This is a genomic window from Solwaraspora sp. WMMA2080, from assembly GCF_027497395.1.
Classification (GTDB): domain Bacteria; phylum Actinomycetota; class Actinomycetes; order Mycobacteriales; family Micromonosporaceae; genus Micromonospora_E.
Window position 1 is genome coordinate 3,692,566 of sequence record NZ_CP114910.1, and the last position, 17,103, is coordinate 3,709,668.

A 17,103-nucleotide genomic window follows, 5' to 3' on the forward strand; every position below is an offset into this window, starting at 1 on the left:
GCCGGGAATCACCCTGAGCATCTCTCACCAACTCTCGGAATCCGGTCCGTCACCGACGGTAGCTTGACCGGTAGGTGGGTGTCGAGGATCGCGAGCCGCGCGGCGCACGTGACAGCGGCGCCCGGGACTCAGGGGGGACCACAGATGTTGCGTCAACTGCACGAAAAGGGCCTGCGGGCCGAACACATGTACGTCGCCGGCATCGTCAGCATCGGGATCTCGCTGACCAGCTGGATACTCTCCAAGCGGTTCGAGGCGGCGGGCGTCGACCGGGCCGACCGGTGGGGCATCTTCGTCGGCGAATGGGCACCGACGTTCATCGCGCTCGGCAACGGGCTCAAGATGTACGAGAAGTGACTGGCCCGCGCAGACGGGCCGACGGCCGATCCCGACCGGTCCGCCACCGGCGGACCGGCTCAGCCGCGCCGGGCCCGCGACCTGGCCGCCCGCAGCCGGCGGAGCCGGGCCACCAGCACCGGTTCGACGGCCAGCGCGACCGGGTTGTCCAGTAACTGGTTGAGCAGCTGGTAGTAGCGGGTGGCGGAGAGACCAAAGGTGTCCCGGATCGACTGTTCCTTGGCACCGGCGTGTTTCCACCACTGCCGTTCGAAATCGAGAACCCGCTGCTCACGCTCGGTCAGCCCGGTCGCGGCCGGCCCGGCTGCAGGCGTACCGCTGACGGTGCCCGCACCGCCCGGTCCGGTGCCGGCGTCGGACCCATCGGCGTTGCGGCCGGCGTCGTCGAGCGGCTCGGTGCCGGCGTCGTCGAGCGGCTCGGTGCCGGCGTCGTCGGAGCCCCGGGAACCGCCCGGCTCGCTGCGTTGCCGGGGAACGCCGGCCGTCGTCCGGGGGACCGGCCCGGCGCCGGGTCCGGTCCGGGGTTCGTCAGCAGCCGGCACCTCACCAGGGTAATCGCCGACCCCACGGGTACGCATCCGCCGGTTTGCGCCGTTGCGGTGTGTCGGCGACGACGCCGTCAGCTGGCCCAGCCGACTCAGCTGACGTCGCGCCGGCGCACCGTCCACGCCGCGACAACCAACACCAACAGCACCACCGCCGCCATCAGCACGCCGGTGTGCAGCCAGGTCAGCTCCGTGGTCGGCGGTACGCAGCCGGGCTGCCCGTCGCACGCCTGCCAGCTGGTCAGCTCGATCGACGAGTCCATCCAGGCGATCCAGTACACCGGCAGCACCCACGCCTCTGTGAAGGTGGCGTCGGTCACGTCGGCGAGGAAACTCAACGCGGACTGGCCCAGCACCAGTACGGCGAGGACGCCGCCGAGCGCCAACGCGGTGTGCCGGCCGATCGCGGCCAGCCCGAAGCCGACCGTGGCCGCCGCGACGACCAGCACCACCACCCGTAGCTCAGTCAACGCGACGGACCGCCAGGCACCGGCGGTCATCTCGGCGGTCGAACCGCGCCACACGGCGGTCGCCCAGTGCGCCGCCGTCCACATCAGCACGGCGGGCACGGTCACCGCCAGTACGCCGGTCAGCAGCGCGGCCAGCTTGGTGAACAGGACACGGAGCCGGCGTGGCCGCCACAGCAGCAGGTTCATCATCGCGCCGGAGGTCCACTCGGCACCGATGAACGACGCCCCGGCTGCGAAGAAGACCAGGGTGGACAGGGTCGCGAAGACGTACAGGGTGGCTGGAAAATCGCTGTGGTAGATGAACGTCGCCGGCAGGTACGGCTCGGCCGGGTACATGTCCCGGGTCGGTGCCACGATATCGGCGCAGTTCGGTGGAAACCGGTTCGTATCGGCGGCGCCGCTGCTCTGGCTGCGCTCGCATTCGGCTCGCCACTGCTCGGCCCATTCGACCCCGGCCCGGTACTCGGCCGCGGCGGTGCGCTCGGCTTCGGCGTACGCCGCCGGGCCGATCTTCTGGTTGCCGAGGAACGTCCCGACGGCGATCGCGACCAGCAGCAGCAGCGCGGCGGCCACCAGGTAGCGGACGAAGCGCCGTTTGCCGAGGCGGCGCAGCTCGGCCCGGTACAGATTCATCGCCCGGCTCCCGTCTGGTCGGCGTCGGCCGTCAGGTCGGCCTCGGTGCGGTCGGCCTCGGTGCGGTCGGCCTCGGTGCGGTCGGCCTCGGTGCGGTCGGCCTCGGAGGTCAGCTGAAGGAAGACACTTTCCAGGTCGGCGGTGACCGGGGTCAGCTCGCTGACGTACAGGCCGGCGGCGGCGAGAGTACGGGTGACTCGGGCCGGCTGGTCGACCCCGTGCACCAGCAGGTGATCGGCGTGCCGGGTGACAGTGACCGGTGAGCCGTCAACGGCGCTCAGGGCCGTCTCGGCGGCCGGCAGGTCGGCGGCAGCCTCCAGGCGTACCCGCAGACCGCCGGCGGAGTGCGCGGCCAGCACCTCGGCGACCGGTCCGGCGGTGACCCGGCGGCCCCGCGAGATGATCGTCACCGAGTCGCAGATCACCTGGATCTCGCCGAGAATGTGGCTGGACAGCACCACGGTGGTGCCGGCGGCGACCAGGTCACGCATCAGGGTGCGCATCTCCCGGATCCCGGCCGGGTCCAGGCCGTTGGCCGGCTCGTCGAGGATCAGCAGTGCCGGTTCCTTGAGCAGCGCCGACGCGACGGCCAGCCGTTGACGCATGCCGAGCGAGTAGGTGCGGACCCGCTCGCCGGCCCGGTCGGCGAGGCCGACGAGGTCCAGCACCGCCGGCACCCGGTGCGGCGCCAAGCCGCCGGCCTGAGCGAGCAGCGACAGCGTGTCCCGGGCGGTGAAGTGCGGGAAAAACTGTGGACTCTCCACGATGGCGCCGACCCGGCCGATCACCGCCGGCAGCTGCTGCGGGACCGGCTGGCCGAGGATCGCCATCCGGCCGCCGCTCGGCGCGACCAGGCCGAGCAGGGTACGCAGTGTGGTGGTCTTGCCGGATCCGTTCGGGCCCAGGAAGCCGTGCACCTGGCCGGCCTCGACCCGCATGTCGAAGCCGTCGACGGCATGCCGGATCCCACGTCGACGGCTGCGGTAGGTCTTACGCAGCCCGGAGATCTCCAGTACGGCCGTCATCCGCCACCTCCGCCGCGCGCCCGCCGTCGAAACCCGGACACACCATACGGGACCGACCGCTCAGGCGGTGACCACCGTCACGCCGAGTTCACGGAAGGCGGCGACCGTGCCGGGCTCGGCGCCGGAGTCGGTGATCAGGGTCTCCACCCGGTCGATCGGGCAGATCCGGGCGAAGGCGTGTCCGCCCAGCTTCGACCCGTCGGCGATGATCACCACCCGTTTGGCGCGGGCCACCATCAGCGCGTTCATCGACGCCTCGCCCTCGTGGTGGGCGGCGGCCCCGAGCTGCGGGTCGATCGCGTCGACACCGAGCAGCGCGACGTCCAGGGTGACCTCCCGCAGCAGCGCGCCGCCGAGCGGTCCGACCAGTTCGAACGACTGCGGTCGGACCACGCCGCCGGCGACGACGATCTTCATCCGGGAACGGACCAGCAGCTCGTTGGCGATGTTCAGCGCGTTGGTGACCACGGTCAGTTGGGCGCCGTCCGCGCTGGTGTTCAGATCCGGGCGTACGGCGAGCGCGCGGGCCACCTCGGTGGTGGTGGTGCCGCCGTTGAGCCCGACGACCATGCCGGGTTCGACGAGTGCGGCGGCGGCCGCGCCGATGCGCTGCTTCTCCGCCGAGTGCTTGGCAGTCTTGTAGCGCAGCGGCAGGTCGTAGGAGACGCCGTTGGCGACCGCCCCGCCCCGGGTGCGGGTGATCATCTGTTGCTGGGCGAGCTGGTCGAAGTCGCGGCGAATGGTGGCCTGGGAGACGTCGAGGCGGGTGGCGGCGTCCTCGACGGTGATCCGGCCGCTGTCGGTGAGCAGTTCCAGCAGAGCGTTCCAGCGTGCGTACCGATCCATGCCGCCCCTTCCCACGCTTCGCTGCTACCGCGCCTCGCTGCTTACCACGCCTCGCTGCGCAGATCGTGACCAGTTTGCTGCACACTAATGCGCGAAACGCCCGCCAGGCAAAACCTCTGGCTGCGCGATCGGGCATCACCCCAGCCCGGTTGTTGCCACCCGGTCACGAGAACGCGCACAATGACGCGCGAAAAGGTGCCAGTTCGAGCCCGAACGAGCACCGCTGCTTGTCGTCAGCGAGGAGTGTCGCGATGAGCTACGTCGACGCCGAGATCGCCAGCCAGCCGGAGTGCTGGCGCCGGGCGGCCGCACAGGCCGCCGACACCCCCGCCCGGGCGCTGCCCCGCACCGGCGAGCGGGTCGCCGTGGTCGGCTGCGGCACCTCCTGGTTCATGGCGATGGCGTACGCCGGGCTGCGGGAACGCGCCGGCCACGGTGAGACCGACGCCTTCCAGGCCTCCGAGTTCCCCACCGGCCGACACTACGACCGGATCATCGCGATCAGCCGCTCCGGCACCACCACCGAGATCACCGACCTGCTCGCCGCCGTCGACGACCCGCAGCGCACCACGGTCCTCGTCGGCGACCCCGGCTCCCCCGCCGCCCAGCTCGCCGGCCACGTCGTCGCCCTGCCGTACGCCGACGAACGGTCCGTGGTGCAGACCCGCTTCGCCACCAGCGTGCTGGCGATGCTGCGGGCCCACCTCGGCGCGGACGTGGCGGCGATCGCCGCCGACGCCGAGGTCGCCGTCCGGGCCCGGCTGCCGATCGACCCGGCACTGATCGACCAGGCCACCTTCCTCGGCCGGGGCTGGACCGTCGGCCTGGCCCACGAGGCGGCGCTGAAGTGCCGCGAGGCCGCCGTCTTCTGGTCCGAGGCGTACCCGGCGATGGACTACCGGCACGGGCCGATCGCGATCGCCGGGCCGGGCCGGATGGTGTGGGCGTTCGGCGAGATCCCCGACCACCTGGCCGACGACGTGGCGGCGACGGGCGCGGCGTTCGTGCACAGCCGGACCAACGGCGTGTACGCCGTCCTCGACCGGTGGGCCGCCGGACGCCGCCCGCTCGACCCGATGGCCGACCTGATCCTCGCCCAACGGTTCGCGGTGGCCCTCGCAGCCAGCCGTGGGCTCGACCCGGACAACCCGCGCCACCTGACCCGGTCGGTCGTGCTGACGTGACGCTGCCCGGCGGAGCCGGCCCGTCAACGCCCGGACCGTCCGACGAGGTCGTCATCGCGTTGGACGTCGGCGGCACCGGCATCAAGAGCGCCCTGGTCGGGCTGACCGACCAGGCGGTACGGCACACCGAGCGGCGACCGACCGCGGCGGCCCGGGGGCCGGCCGCCGTCGTCGACACCATCTGCGACCTCGCCGGGCAGCTCGCCGACACCGCCCGCGCCGACGGGCTCACCCCGGTCGCGGTCGGCGTAGCCGTACCCGGGGTCGTCAACGAGTCGGCCGGCGTCGCGGTCTGGTCGGCCAACGTCGGCTTCCGCGACGTACCGCTGCGTGACCTGGTGGCCGCCCGGGTCGGGCTGCCGACGGCGCTCGGCCACGACGTACGGGCCGGCGGGGTCGCCGAGGCCCGGATCGGCGCCGGCCAGGGCAGCCGGCACGTGCTGTTCGTGGCGATCGGCACCGGCATAGCGGCCGCCGCCGTCGTCGACGGCACCGGCTACCCCGGCGCGCACGGCGCGGCCGGCGAACTCGGCCACGTGGTGGTCCGCCCGGACGGCCCGGCCTGCGGCTGCCGGCAGACCGGCTGCCTGGAGGCGGTCGCGTCGGCGTCGGCGATCACCCGCCGGTACGCCGACCGGGCCGGCCGCCGCACCGGCGGCGCCGCCGAAGTGGCCCGGCTGGCCGCCACCGGCGACCCGACCGCCGGCCGGATCTGGGCCGATGCGGTCGACGCGCTCGCCGACGGCCTGCTGATCGGTCAGGCGATGTTCGACCCCGAACTGGTGGTGCTGGGCGGCGGGCTGGCAGAGGCCGGCGACCAGCTGCTCGTCCCACTGGACGCCGCCGTCCGCCGCCGGGCCACCTTCCACCGGCTGCCCCGGCTGGTCCGGGCCGCGCTCGGCGACGAGGCCGGCTGCCTCGGTGCCGCGCTGCTCGCGTCGGACCTGCTCGCGGCGGACCTGGTCGATCGGGCCGCCCGATGAGGGTCGAGGGCCGGCTGGTCACCCCCGACGGGGTACGCGAGCACGGCCGCCTGACCATCGACGGCGACACGATCACCGAGGTGGCGACGACCGGCGGTGGCCGGCCCGGGGGGTCGGCGTCGGCGTCGACTGCTGCGTCGGCGGCGGGCTGGATCGTGCCGGGCTTCGTCGACATCCACAACCACGGCGGCGGCGGACACACCTTCACCACCGGCGACCCCGACTCGGCCCGGCGGGCCGCCGCCTTCCACCTGGCCCACGGCACCACAAGCCTGCTGGCCAGCCTGGTCAGCTCGCCGGTCGAGCTGATGCGCGACGCCGTCACCCGGTTCGCCCCGCTGGTCGCCGACGGCACCCTCGCCGGACTGCACTTCGAGGGCCCCTACCTGTCGGTCGTACGGTGCGGGGCGCAGAACCCGGCGTACCTGCGCGACCCGGGGCCGGACGAACTGGCCGGGCTGCTCGACCTCGGCGACGGCGTGATCCGGATGGTCACCCTGGCCCCGGAACGGACCGGCGCGCTGGCCGCGATCGCCCGGCTGGTCGACGCCGGGGTGGTCGCCGCGATCGGCCACACCGACGCCGGCTACGACCAGACCCGGGCGGCGATCGACGCCGGCGCCACCGCCGGTACGCACCTGTTCAACGGCATGCGGCCACCGCACCACCGCGAACCCGGCCCGGTGTTCGCCCTGCTCGGCGACGACCGGGTCACCTGTGAACTGATCGCCGACGGGGTGCACCTGCACGACGGCACCCTCACCTTCGCCACGTCGGTCGGCGGCCCCGGTCGGACCGCGCTGGTCACCGACGCGATGGCCGCCGCCGGCATGCCCGACGGCGCGTACGAACTCGGCAGGCAGGCGGTGACGGTGTCCGGCTCCGTGGCCCGGCTGGCCCGCGACGGGTCGATCGCCGGCAGCACGCTGACCATGGACGCGGCGCTGCGCCGGGCGGTCGCCGCCGGCATCGACATCGTCGACGCCGTACGGATGGCGGCCACCACCCCGGCGGCGACGGTCGGCCTGGCCGGCACGGTCGGCGCACTCGCCCCCGGGCACCGGGCCGACCTGGTCGAGCTCGACGACGACCTGCGGGTACGCCGGGTGATGCGCGCCGGCGTCTGGCAGTGAGCCACGGTCACCGGCTGGTCAGAATGCTGGCGGGCGGCAGTCGATAGCCGACTTGCTGGCCGTAGGTCATCAGGGGGCGCAGGGTCGGCAGCAGGGTGGTGGTCTCCGAACGCCAGTGGTGTCCACGGTTACCGTCGAGTCGGCGGTGCCGGGCGGATGTCGTCTGCCGCAGCCGTAGGGCGCGCAGTCGCAGGGACGCCGTGGACCGGCCGGAGCGCCAGTCGAGCCAGCGCAGCCACCAGTCCCGTAGTACGTCGATGATCACTTCTTCTCCTTGGTCAACAGTCAGGTCGCGGCACGTTTGGGCAGTCGGTAGAGTCCGTGACGCTGGACGAAGATCTCGCGCCGTTCCATGGCGTTGCCGTGGCGGTCCAGCACGTAGCCGGTGAGCCAGATCCAGCCGTCGTACGTCCACTTCCGGTCCACCGCGATCACCCGGAATCGGATGCCGCGGTCGTCGGCGAACTGGACGCTCGCCTCCCGCCCGATCAGCAACACATCTCCTGGGCTCGGTTCCGGGGTCCGGAGCAGCCGGTTGTTCACCGGGTCACCCGTCGCCACATGGCCTTTCCACGCCGTCGGCGCCTCGCTCCATCGGCCAGGTGGCGCATCCGCAGCTGGGGCACCATCTGGACTTCACTCGGAACGACCACAGCCCCGCGCAGAAGCCGAGCAGCGCCGCCCCGACGAACGCGCCGACGCCTAGCATCGAGACTTCCAGATGGGTTGGGTTGGCGTGAGGATCATGACCACCTCGTCTTCTCGTAGGTGTCGATCCACTCAGGTTCGCGCCGAGGACCGAGTGAGCACGGACCTCCTGTCCAACGCGCAACCCTTGCGGACGACTGCTCGCTGACGAGGTCCACTCTCGCCGGAGGGGAAGCCACGGCGTCACAACGCACTTTGCACGTCTAGGGACGTCCTGGTTAGGATAAAGTCGTCCCTCGAAGGGTTGCGAAGGGGTAGTCATGGCGAACGACCGTCTACGGGAAGCCGTCCTGAACGCCGGCCTGACACCGCTGAGTTTGGCTGAACGTGTCGGAGTCAGCCCCAAGACGGCCGAGCGGTGGATAACGCTCAACCGTGTCCCCTACCCACGACACCGACACGCCATCGCCGGCCTGCTGAAAGAGCGTGAGTCGTACCTCTGGCCCAACGCCGCATCACCCGAGCGCGTCGCACGGGTGGCGGAATCCGAGGTCGTGCACGTCTACTCCCGCCGGTCCGCCGTGCCGTACGACCTGTGGCGGCGACTGATCGAGCAGTCCAGCGAACGAATCGGCATTCTCGTCTACGCCGGCCTGTTCCTACCGGAACTGGTGCCTACCCTGATCCGAGACCTCAAAGAAAGGGCGCTAGCCGGTGTCGACGTCCGACTACTCCTCGGCAACCCGGAGTCGGAGGCCGTGGCCCAGCGAGGAGCCGAGGAGGGGATCGGCGACGCAATAGCGGGCAAGGTGCGCAACGTGATGGCCTTCTACAATCAGCTCCAGGACGTGCCAGGTGTACATGCCCGGTTCCACAGCACGACCCTCTACAACTCGATCTACCGGTTTGACAACGAGATGCTTGTCAACACGCACGCCTACGGGTTCCCCGCCGCACATGCCCCGGTCTTCCACCTCCGGCGACTCTCCGGAGGCGACCTGTTCGACACCTACGCCGACAGCTTCGACCGCGTCTGGTCCAGCGCCGCACCGATCTGGCCCCCGCAAGTGGCAGGCTAGGAGCCGTGGCCAGGACCGAGCACTTCAACAACCCGGACGCCCCCCGACCGAACTCGATCGTTGTCGCTGTGACCGCCTTCGTCCTCGACGCGGACGACCGCGTTCTCCTGGTACGCCGGACAGACAACGACCTGTGGGCGCTACCGGGCGGGGCGCAGGACTTCGGCGAGTACATCGCCGAGACAGCCGTGCGTGAGACCAAGGAGGAAGCCGGGGTTGACATCGAGGTGACCGAGATCGTCGGCCTCTACACCAACCCGAACCATGTCATCGAGTACAGCGATGGCGAAGTACGGCAGCAGTTCTCCATCTGCTTCCGCGCCCGGTACCTGTCCGGCGAACCCACCACGAGCGACGAGTCGTCCGAAGTTCGGTGGGTTGCCCAGGATGAGCTGAGCACGCTGACGATCCATCCGTCCATGCGGCTGCGCATCGATCACGGCTACGAGGGGCGTTCGAAGCCGTACATCGGTTAGGACACCGCGAGCCGATCCGTGGTCCGCCCGACGGCTTCCAGGCAACGGCCTGCACATGACGCCAACGCCGAGGCAGAGCCGCCGCTAACCGTTCCTCGGCAAGCTCAGCCGCTCGCGCCACCAGCCCCGACATACCCGGAGCGTACGGCGTCCCTAGACGTCCCCGCCAGGCTTATACGCGCCCGGTGCCGGCCGGCTGCCGGCGGTGCTGTGAGAACTTTCTGTACGTCTTCAAGGCGGCCCGCGAAGCGGGCCGCACGCGCCGCCGCCTGGACGCGTGGCCTCCGTTCCGCTGGCGCTCCACTACGGCCCACGCAACACGCCCGGCGGCTGGCGCGGAAAGCGGGATGCCCAACGGGTCGCCGCCGAATGGGTGGCCGAGGTGGGAGAGAAGTTCAGGGGTTGTGCCGGCAGCCGGCCGGGATCGGGTCGGGCAGGCGCACGGCGTGGTGGAGCGCACGCCGGGCGCGTCGGCAGGGTGCCGGCCGCGTGCGGGGGTTGCGGTTACTGCGCCTCCGGCGGGGGCGCTCTGTCAGCTCCGGGATGGGAAAGATCGTCGGCGGCTCGCGGTCCGTGAGTGGTTGCGCGAGCCATCCCGCCCGCCATCGACCCGGGCAAGCCGAGCAGACCACCGCCCGACCCGCCAGCGTCCGTACGAGCCGTCAAGGCCGTCTTGACGTGGCGGGCCGGGCGGAGGCCCGCTCCCCAGGAGGGCGGGTCGACGGCGGACGGGATGAGAAAGTCAGCGGTCGAAGATTCTCACCGTTACCGCCAGCCCTTCGACCGTTGATTCTCGGCTCAGGTCCGCCTCTAGTCCACGGGGGCCGGGTAGGATTCCGTCATAGTCGAAGACAAGGCAGATTAGATGCTTGGCGCGCTGCTCTGTCTTGTACCGGTCCCGATCCACAATCAGCTCGTCGCCCAGACTGCGAGCCGTCATGCTTGGCCGCGCCCGCTTGATCTCGACAGCCAGCTCGAAGGAGGGAAGTAGGAAGTCGATCCGAGCTGCACCGCCGGCGACGTTAGGCGTCCACGTCTCAGCCTCGATCCACCGACGCGGTTGCCGCGGAATGTTGGTTGATCATTTCTGTATTGGGTGGTGCGGCGGGCGTGAGGGAGTCGCCGATCACGTGATCGGCTTGCTCCGAGGGTGAGTGTTCGGGGTGGAACGGGATTGTGGCCTGTGGTCGGGCCGCCTGGTTTCGGCTGGTGGGGTGTGGTCAGCCGGGTGCCGGCTGGACGGCGGTGAACAGGTTGTCGAACGCCGCCTGCCAGGGCCAGTACTCGGGCAGGTGTAGGTGGATGGTGCGGGCCCGGTGGGCGAGGCGGGCTGCGACGGTGATGATCCGGGTCCGGATGGTGGCGGGTCTGGCGGTCGACCAGGTGCCCGCGGCGAGGTGTCCGGCGGCGCGGGTGAGGTTGTGCGTGATCGCGGCGCAGGTCAGCCAGGCGTCGTTGGCGCTGAAGTGTCCGGAGGGCAGGTGGGCGAGGGGGCCGGCGATCAGGTCGGCGTTGACCTGCTCGATGATCGCGTGTTGCCGGTGCTGGGCTTCGGCCTGTACGAGGGTGTACGGGCTGTCGGTGAACACGGCGTGGTACCGGTAGGTCGGTAGGAGTTCGTCCTGGCCGGGGATCTGTTGCGGGTCGTCGCGGCGGACGCGGCGCACGATCAGCCGGGCGGTCGCCTCGTGTCGGGTGCCGGCGAACGCGGTGTACGTGGTTTCGGCGATCTGCGCGTCGGAGATCCACCGGCCGGCGTCTTCGTCCCGGACGGCCTGCGGATAGGTGATGTCGACCCACTGGTCGGCGGCGATGCCGTCGCACGCGGCGCGGATCTTCGGGTCGATGCGGCAGGTGACCGAGAACCGCACGCCACGACGCCGGCAGCCGCTGATCACCGTCTTGGCGTAGAACGCCGAGTCCGCTCGCACCATGATCTCCCCCGAAGCGCCGCATGCCCGGGCGGTCGTGATGGCCTCGGCGATCATGGTGGCGGCGCCCCGGGACGAGCCGGCGTTACCCGACCGCAGCCTCGTGGCGGCGATCACCGGCGCGGACAGCGGGGTGGACAGCGTCGCGACCAGGGGGTTGTAGCCGCGCAGGTAGACGTTGTAGCCGCCGACCTTGGCGTGGCCGAACCCGATGCCCTGCTTCTGCTTGCCGTACACCCGCCGCAGCATGGAGTCGATGTCCACGAAGCACAGGGTGTCGGCGCCGGTCAGGATCGGTGCCCGGCCGGTCAGACCGATCAGGGTGTCGCGGGCGGCGGCCTGTAACTGCCGTACGTGCCCGTGGGTGAACGTACGCAGGAACGACCCGAGCGTCGACGGCGCGTACACGCTGCCGAACAGCGACCGCATGCCACCGTGCCGGGCGATGTCGAGGTCGTCGATGCTGTCCGCGCCCGCGAGCATCCCCGCCACGACCGTGGCGACCTTCCCGGCGGGGTTCGCGCCCTTGTCCGTCGGCAGCCGCACCCGGTCGGCGACCGCGTCATGCAGACCGGCCTGCTCGGCCAGGCGCATCACCGGAACGAGACCGGCACACGACACCAGATTCGGATCGTCGAACGTCGCGCGCACCACCGGCGCGTCCTGGCGTATTCTCACCTGCGAGGTGCCCTCTCGAACCGAGCGATAGAAGCGTCAGAACTCCTATCCTTCCAGTTCAGAGGGCACTTTCTATAGCCGGGGTCCTGCCGGTCCGACCTTCATCGGTGGATCGAGGCTAAGAGCGCCTGCTCATGATTGCCGCGTAGAACTGAAACGCCAAGTGGCCACTCCGCTACCAAGCGGGCTACCAAATCAAGGACATTTGAGGTGCGAGGCCCACGATCAATGAGGTCGCCTACGAAAACCAAGCGTCGCCCGGCCGAAAACCGCGAGTCGAGTAGTCTCGCAAGCTGCTCATACGAGCCGTGAACATCACCAACCACCATTAGTTTATGGTTCATATCGGCGGTACAGCCAGCGCAGTGTATTCGAATCCCTCTTCTGGGCCGGCGAGCACTTGTGTCATCAAGGTGGAGGCGTAGGGAAACTCAGGAAACAGGGAGACAGCGAGGGAATCCAGCGTGGTATTTGCCGAGGGAAGTTCACCCAGCAAGTCGCTGATGGCCTGATAAAGAGCGATCAGGTCATCGGGACGTGGCGGAACGAGCCGCATTTCCAGAGCACGGCTCATTGAAGGAATGCCCAGGGTTTTAGCAACTATGTCAGGGTCAAACTCCGGCTGCCCCCTCTCGGCTAGGACGGCGTAGCAAGCCGTCCTAGCGACGTAGATCCCGAGCTTTCGCAGGCCGACCGCGTGGAGCGATGCATCCGTAACGGTCAGCGCCCGCCCGGCGGCAGCCAACTCAGCAATCGCCTTCCGGAAGTGCGGAGGATACTGATAACTGGCAAAAATCTCCCCGAGTGTCCCATCGGGGTCGCTCAGGATGTAGCCGTCAGTGAGCAGGTGGAGCATGAAGAGGCTGCCCTGCTTTGACATCTCCTTCAAGGTGTTGATGTTGTATGCAGTCACGTTGACGTCCCCGTCGGAGTACTTACCGGGACGTGTTCGCACCACTTGGAGGACATCGATGTCGCTGTCTGTCCGGGCGGTGCCCCGTGCCTGGCTTCCGTACAGGGCAACAGCAACGAACGGCCCTCGTACCGCTGCCATGGCCCGCGCGATGACGTCCTGAGGCGGTTGCCTGGTACTAGTCGTGGCCTGGTCCAACGGCACGAGCGACGGGGTCATAACAGGAGCCTAACGACCTGCACCGACAACCTGATACGGGCAGACGCCTTCCTCCGCTCGTATGGCCGAGCGTCCGGCTGTGCTTGACGGTGCACATCAAGCGCTGGCCCTCCTCCACAGGGCCGCTTGAGTACGGCAGCGTCCCTGTCGTTGACACGTCCCAAACCGCCGGGCGCGCCGGACGCGAGTTGGAGCAGTCTTGCTGCGACGATGTGGGGGTAGGCGAGCGCCACCGACTGCCCCCACGTAGTCAGGCGATGAGGGGCGCGGTGAGCGTCGCGACAGCCGCAATGAGGCCAGCCGCCGCTGTGACCAGCCCTGTTACCGCCGTGGGGTAACCGATCCGTCGCCCGTAAACGTCTTCCGTTGCCTTGGCCGGTCGCCAGCGGCGGAGGCAGCGCGGTGAGCCCGCTACCAGGAGGTCGGTTCGACAGCAACGGTGACAGCAACGTGCCCGGACGAAGGACAGCCGTCGGCGGCCGGGCACGGACCGTGACCCGAATTCGCCGACGCGGACGGACCCTGCCGGGCGAAGCGCGCAGAGCGCGTAAGCGAGATGTCGCCGGTTCGAGCCCGGCCGGGGGCTCCAGCACAGACACGGCGGGACACCTTGACGGCAACGGTGGTCAGGACAGCCGTCCGTCGAGCTTGCCCAGGGCCCAGCAGCGACCCATCCCTCCATGCGACTGCGCGTCGATCACGGCTACGAGGGGCGTTCGAAGCCGTACATCGGTTAGGACACCGCGAGCCGACCCGTGGTGCGCTCGACGGCTTCCAGCAGTGTCGGTCTGGCCCGTACCCAGAATCTGGTGACCAGGTGATCCGGGCCATAGCGTTGCTCGATCTCCGCCAGCCGGTCCGCAACGGCGACGTCGTGTCCGTCCGGGCCGGTCGTCATGTCCGCGTACCAGAGGGCATCAGCGGTCAGCGACTGTTCCTGCGGGAACTCAGCGGCCAACTCGTCCCGGAGGCCGCGTTCCTCCGCCTCGAACAGTGCGCACGAGTGGTGAGCCACCAGAGCGGCCACGCGGTCGGATACCCCGACACGACGTAGCCACCGCCCGCCGTCAAGAGCGTGCAGGCCGGTATCGGCCACCCCGGGTGCGTACCCGACATCGTGCAGCCACGCGGCAGCGACGAGAACCTCAGCGTCCGTCGGGTCCAGGACGTGACTGACCTCGCCGGCCTTCCTGGCAACGGCCTGCACATGACGCCAACGCCGAGGCAGAGCAGCAGCTAACTGTTCCTCGGCAAGCTCAGCCGCTCGCGCCACCAGCCCCGACATACCCGAGAGCGTACGGCGTCCCTAGCGAAGCGGGCCGCACGCGCCGCCGCCTGGGCGCTCGGCCTGCAGTCCGCTGCCGCTCCGCTCCGGCCACGCAACACGCCCGGCGGCTGGCGCGGACAGCGGACACCAACCGGGCCGCCGCCGACCGTCAGCGTTGCGGAATGTGTGGTGTTGGGGCCGGCAGCCGGCCGGGGCGCGGCGTGGCCGAGGGGTGGATGCCCCTATCGCTTCTCGCGGTGCAGAGAGGGAGACCCCGAGACGGTGATCTTGGCTCGTCCTCCGCAGCGGGCTACCCGGAAACCCGGTATGGAGGTGCCAAGTCGCCTGCTGCCTCGATCAAAAAAACCCGGCCCCTCTAGGGAAAACCGGGTGGTATATACAGTGAACTCTAGCGCAGCCAGGTCCGACCTGCAACTGAAACTGGCGACAGGGCTCCTACCAGCCGGACGGGCGTACGTAGGTCCCGGCGGGGCTGACGACCGGGTCGCTGAGCTGGCAGGTTTGCAGCCCGCAACTCGACGCGGCACCGAACAGCGAGGGTTTACTGGTTAGAAGAGCCCGGCGGGGCGGTCCAGGTCACCGGGCACCCATGGCAGCCGTACGGTGTCCCACGGCACCCGCTGCAGCAGGCGCAGCAGCAGCCAGCCGAGCAGCAGCCCGGCGACCGAGTCGGTCAACCAGTGGTAGCCGAGGTAGACCGTGCTGCAGAACAGGACCGTCGCCGGCAGCAAGCGCAGCGCCAGGTAGCCGGGGAACGGCCGCCGGGCCGGGACCTGCCGGCCGTACGACCGCAGCAGACCGGTGATCAGCAGGGCGATCACCGCGTACCAGACGATCGCGTTGGTCACGTGCCCGGACGGGTACGCCATCGCCGGGGTCGCCTCGGTGAACAACCGCTCCGGGAACGGGTCGTCGAAGTCGTGCGGATAGCCCCGGGGCAGCAGCACCTTCATCGCGCCGACGCTGAGGTAGGTCGCCACCACCGCGCCGAGCACCGGCAGCAGCGGACGCACCGAACGGACCCGCCGGGCCAGCCAGAGCGCCAGCACGGTGGAGACCGGGATCAGCAGCCAGCCGCCCTGGCCGAAGAAGTTGAGCACCCGGGCCACCCAGTAGGCCACCGGCGGCCGGTGCGCGTCGACCCAGTCGCGTACCGCCAGGTCGGTGTCGAGGAACACCCCGGCGGCGAGCGCCCCGGTCAGCCCGGCCAGCGCGGCCAGCAGCACCGCGTCGAACCACCAGCCGGCCGGCGTCGGCCCGGGTCGCCGCGGCGCGTCGGCCGGCGGCGCGGACGGGCGGGTAGCGGTCGGCTCGGGCACGCCGGCCAGGTTACCGAACCGGTGCGGTGACGATGTCGTGTCGGTGCGGCGACAGCTTGACGGCGGGACCACCACGAAGACGCTGAATATGGATCAAATCAACAGTGTTAGCCGAGCCACGGCAGGCGGCATCCGGGCGTCGTACCCGTCATGCTTGATCCCGTGCGGATCACCTCGGCCCTTGTGGACCCGGCGCTGCTCGACCTGCCCTGGTCGACACCGCTGGAGCAGTGGCCTGCCGACCACCTGGTGGCGCTGCCGCAGGGCATCTCCCGGCACGTCGTCCGGTTCGTCAAACTCGCCGGCACCGTCTACGCCGTGAAGGAGACCGGCGAACGGGTCGCCGAACGCGAGTACGACCTGCTGCGCGCCCTGGAGCGCATCGACTTCCCGGCCGTCGAAGCGGTGGCGATCGTCGCCGACCGCACCGACGCCGACGGCGAACCGCTCGACCCGGTGCTGATCACCCGGCATCTGCAGTTCTCGCTGCCGTACCGGGCGCTGTTCTCCAACCAGCTGCGCCCGGAGACCCTGGCCCGACTGCTCGACGCGCTCGCCGCGCTGATCGTCAGGATGCACCTGACCGGCTTTTTCTGGGGTGACTGCTCACTGTCCAACACGCTGTTCCGCCGCGACGCCGGTGCGTTCGCCGCGTACCTGGTCGACGCCGAGACCGGCGCACTGCGGCCGGGCCTGTCCAACGGGCAACGCGGCGAGGACCTGGAGATCGCCCGGGTGAACATCTTCGGTGAGGCCCTCGACCTGCAGGCCGCCGGCCTGCTGCACGAGTCGATCGACCCGGAGACGGTCGCCGACGAGGTCGTCGCCCGCTACGAACGGCTGTGGCATGAGATCACCTACGAGCAGCACATCGAACGGGAGTCCCGGCACGACATCGAACGGCGGATCCGACGGCTCAACGAGCTCGGCTTCGACGTCGCCGAGGTGGCGATGTCGGTCGTCGACCGCGGCTCCTACCTGGTCCGGCCAAAGGTGGTCGACGCCGGCTACCACAGTCGGCGGCTGCTGCGGCTGACCGGCCTCGACGCCGAGGAGAACCAGGCCCGCCGGCTGCTCAACGACCTCGATGCGCACCGGGCGGAGAGCGACCTGACCGACGAGCAGCAGGCGGCGCACCGCTGGCTGACCGAGGTTTTCGAGCCGGTGGTCCGGGCGGTCCCGGCCCACCTACGCCGCAAGGTCGAGCCGTCGGAGCTGTTCGCCCAGGTCATCGAACACCGGTGGCGGCTGTCCGAGGAGGCCGGCCGGGACGTCGGGCTGGCCCCGGCGGTCCAGTCGTTCCTGGCGGACGTGCTGGTGCACTACCCCGACGAGCAGGCGGTACTCGGCGCCGAGGTGCCGGTCGCCTGACCGGC

The 17,103-nt window shown here is 70.2% G+C and carries 17 protein-coding genes; 7 read left to right on the forward strand and 10 right to left on the reverse strand.

Going from position 1 to position 17,103, the window contains the following annotated elements:
- The first annotated feature begins 144 nt into the window (after positions 1-144).
- Positions 145-357 (forward strand): hypothetical protein, encoded by a 213-nt coding sequence (locus O7543_RS16860; RefSeq protein ID WP_281552950.1) that lies wholly within the window; start codon positions 145-147, stop codon positions 355-357.
- Between the two features lie 59 nt (positions 358-416).
- Here O7543_RS16860 and O7543_RS16865 read toward each other — a convergent pair whose 3' ends face one another.
- The 4 genes from O7543_RS16865 to O7543_RS16880 form a co-directional block, all read right to left on the reverse strand.
- A complete protein-coding gene (locus O7543_RS16865) occupies positions 417-899 on the reverse strand; it encodes a DUF3263 domain-containing protein (RefSeq protein ID WP_281552949.1) in 483 nt (160 codons plus the stop codon).
- A 95-nt stretch (positions 900-994) separates the two neighbouring features.
- Positions 995-2,005, reverse strand: coding sequence for an ABC transporter permease (locus O7543_RS16870; protein WP_281552948.1), 1,011 nt, complete (start codon positions 2,003-2,005; stop codon positions 995-997).
- Entirely contained in the window at positions 2,002-3,030 is a 1,029-nt protein-coding gene (locus O7543_RS16875; protein ID WP_281552947.1) for an ATP-binding cassette domain-containing protein, read from the reverse strand. The genes O7543_RS16870 and O7543_RS16875 overlap by 4 nt, the downstream gene beginning before the upstream one ends.
- 60 nt (positions 3,031-3,090) lie before the next feature.
- On the reverse strand, positions 3,091-3,876 hold the full coding sequence (locus O7543_RS16880) for a DeoR/GlpR family DNA-binding transcription regulator (protein ID WP_281552946.1): 786 nt from the start codon (positions 3,874-3,876) through the stop codon (positions 3,091-3,093).
- 251 nt (positions 3,877-4,127) lie between these two features.
- Between O7543_RS16880 and O7543_RS16885 the strand changes: the two genes are divergently transcribed.
- From O7543_RS16885 to nagA, 3 genes are read left to right on the forward strand one after another with little or no spacing between them, the layout of a single operon-like run.
- Positions 4,128-5,060 (forward strand): sugar isomerase, encoded by a 933-nt coding sequence (locus O7543_RS16885; RefSeq protein WP_281552945.1) that lies wholly within the window; start codon positions 4,128-4,130, stop codon positions 5,058-5,060.
- Positions 5,057-6,043 carry an ROK family protein gene (locus tag O7543_RS16890; RefSeq protein ID WP_281552944.1) on the forward strand — a complete coding sequence of 329 codons (987 nt, stop codon included), beginning with the start codon at positions 5,057-5,059 and terminating at the stop codon, positions 6,041-6,043. Before O7543_RS16885 ends, O7543_RS16890 begins: the two co-directional genes overlap by 4 nt.
- On the forward strand, positions 6,040-7,176 hold the full coding sequence (gene nagA, locus O7543_RS16895) for an N-acetylglucosamine-6-phosphate deacetylase (protein ID WP_281552943.1): 1,137 nt from the start codon (positions 6,040-6,042) through the stop codon (positions 7,174-7,176). Before O7543_RS16890 ends, nagA begins: the two co-directional genes overlap by 4 nt.
- 7 nt (positions 7,177-7,183) lie before the next feature.
- Here the strand turns inward: nagA and O7543_RS16900 are convergent, their stop codons facing one another.
- Together O7543_RS16900 and O7543_RS16905 are read right to left on the reverse strand one after the other, a co-directional pair.
- Positions 7,184-7,441, reverse strand: coding sequence for a hypothetical protein (locus tag O7543_RS16900; RefSeq protein ID WP_281552942.1), 258 nt, complete (start codon positions 7,439-7,441; stop codon positions 7,184-7,186).
- 20 nt (positions 7,442-7,461) lie between these two features.
- Positions 7,462-7,674 (reverse strand): hypothetical protein, encoded by a 213-nt coding sequence (locus O7543_RS16905; RefSeq protein ID WP_281555817.1) that lies wholly within the window; start codon positions 7,672-7,674, stop codon positions 7,462-7,464.
- 470 nt (positions 7,675-8,144) lie between these two features.
- Between O7543_RS16905 and O7543_RS16910 the strand changes: the two genes are divergently transcribed.
- Together O7543_RS16910 and O7543_RS16915 are read left to right on the forward strand one after the other, a co-directional pair.
- Positions 8,145-8,903 (forward strand): XRE family transcriptional regulator, encoded by a 759-nt coding sequence (locus O7543_RS16910; RefSeq protein WP_281552941.1) that lies wholly within the window; start codon positions 8,145-8,147, stop codon positions 8,901-8,903.
- A gap of 5 nt (positions 8,904-8,908) precedes the next feature.
- The gene (locus O7543_RS16915) at positions 8,909-9,379 is read left to right on the forward strand and encodes an NUDIX domain-containing protein (RefSeq protein ID WP_281552940.1); all 471 of its coding nucleotides are present in this window, start codon (positions 8,909-8,911) and stop codon (positions 9,377-9,379) included.
- Positions 9,380-10,599: 1,220 nt separating this feature from the next.
- On the opposite strand, the gene O7543_RS16920 is transcribed toward O7543_RS16915, so the two are convergent.
- The 4 genes from O7543_RS16920 to O7543_RS16935 form a co-directional block, all read right to left on the reverse strand.
- Entirely contained in the window at positions 10,600-11,988 is a 1,389-nt protein-coding gene (locus O7543_RS16920) for an IS1380 family transposase (RefSeq protein WP_281550639.1), read from the reverse strand.
- Between the two features lie 340 nt (positions 11,989-12,328).
- Positions 12,329-13,120, reverse strand: coding sequence for a nucleotidyltransferase domain-containing protein (locus O7543_RS16925; protein ID WP_281552939.1), 792 nt, complete (start codon positions 13,118-13,120; stop codon positions 12,329-12,331).
- Between the two features lie 733 nt (positions 13,121-13,853).
- On the reverse strand, positions 13,854-14,405 hold the full coding sequence (locus tag O7543_RS16930; RefSeq protein WP_281552938.1) for an HD domain-containing protein: 552 nt from the start codon (positions 14,403-14,405) through the stop codon (positions 13,854-13,856).
- A 551-nt stretch (positions 14,406-14,956) separates the two neighbouring features.
- Positions 14,957-15,727, reverse strand: coding sequence for a phosphatase PAP2 family protein (locus O7543_RS16935; RefSeq protein ID WP_281552937.1), 771 nt, complete (start codon positions 15,725-15,727; stop codon positions 14,957-14,959).
- 150 nt (positions 15,728-15,877) lie between these two features.
- On the opposite strand from O7543_RS16935, the gene O7543_RS16940 reads away from it, so the two are divergent.
- Positions 15,878-17,098, forward strand: coding sequence for a DUF4032 domain-containing protein (locus O7543_RS16940; RefSeq protein WP_281552936.1), 1,221 nt, complete (start codon positions 15,878-15,880; stop codon positions 17,096-17,098).
- The last annotated feature ends 5 nt before the right edge of the window (positions 17,099-17,103 follow it).

Excerpts from the sequence above, each read along its gene's own strand:
- O7543_RS16870 (WP_281552948.1), bottom strand. The coding sequence starts at position 2,005 with ATGAATCTGTACCGGGCCGAGCTGCGCCGCCTCGGCAAACGGCGCTTC.
- nagA (WP_281552943.1), top strand. The coding sequence starts at position 6,040 with ATGAGGGTCGAGGGCCGGCTGGTCACCCCCGACGGGGTACGCGAGCAC.
- O7543_RS16910 (WP_281552941.1), top strand. The coding sequence starts at position 8,145 with ATGGCGAACGACCGTCTACGGGAAGCCGTCCTGAACGCCGGCCTGACA.
- O7543_RS16860 (WP_281552950.1), top strand. The coding sequence starts at position 145 with ATGTTGCGTCAACTGCACGAAAAGGGCCTGCGGGCCGAACACATGTAC.
- O7543_RS16930 (WP_281552938.1), bottom strand. The coding sequence starts at position 14,405 with ATGTCGGGGCTGGTGGCGCGAGCGGCTGAGCTTGCCGAGGAACAGTTA.
- O7543_RS16885 (WP_281552945.1), top strand. The coding sequence starts at position 4,128 with ATGAGCTACGTCGACGCCGAGATCGCCAGCCAGCCGGAGTGCTGGCGC.
- O7543_RS16940 (WP_281552936.1), top strand. The coding sequence starts at position 15,878 with ATGCTTGATCCCGTGCGGATCACCTCGGCCCTTGTGGACCCGGCGCTG.
- O7543_RS16880 (WP_281552946.1), bottom strand. The coding sequence starts at position 3,876 with ATGGATCGGTACGCACGCTGGAACGCTCTGCTGGAACTGCTCACCGAC.
- O7543_RS16875 (WP_281552947.1), bottom strand. The coding sequence starts at position 3,030 with ATGACGGCCGTACTGGAGATCTCCGGGCTGCGTAAGACCTACCGCAGC.
- O7543_RS16925 (WP_281552939.1), bottom strand. The coding sequence starts at position 13,120 with ATGACCCCGTCGCTCGTGCCGTTGGACCAGGCCACGACTAGTACCAGG.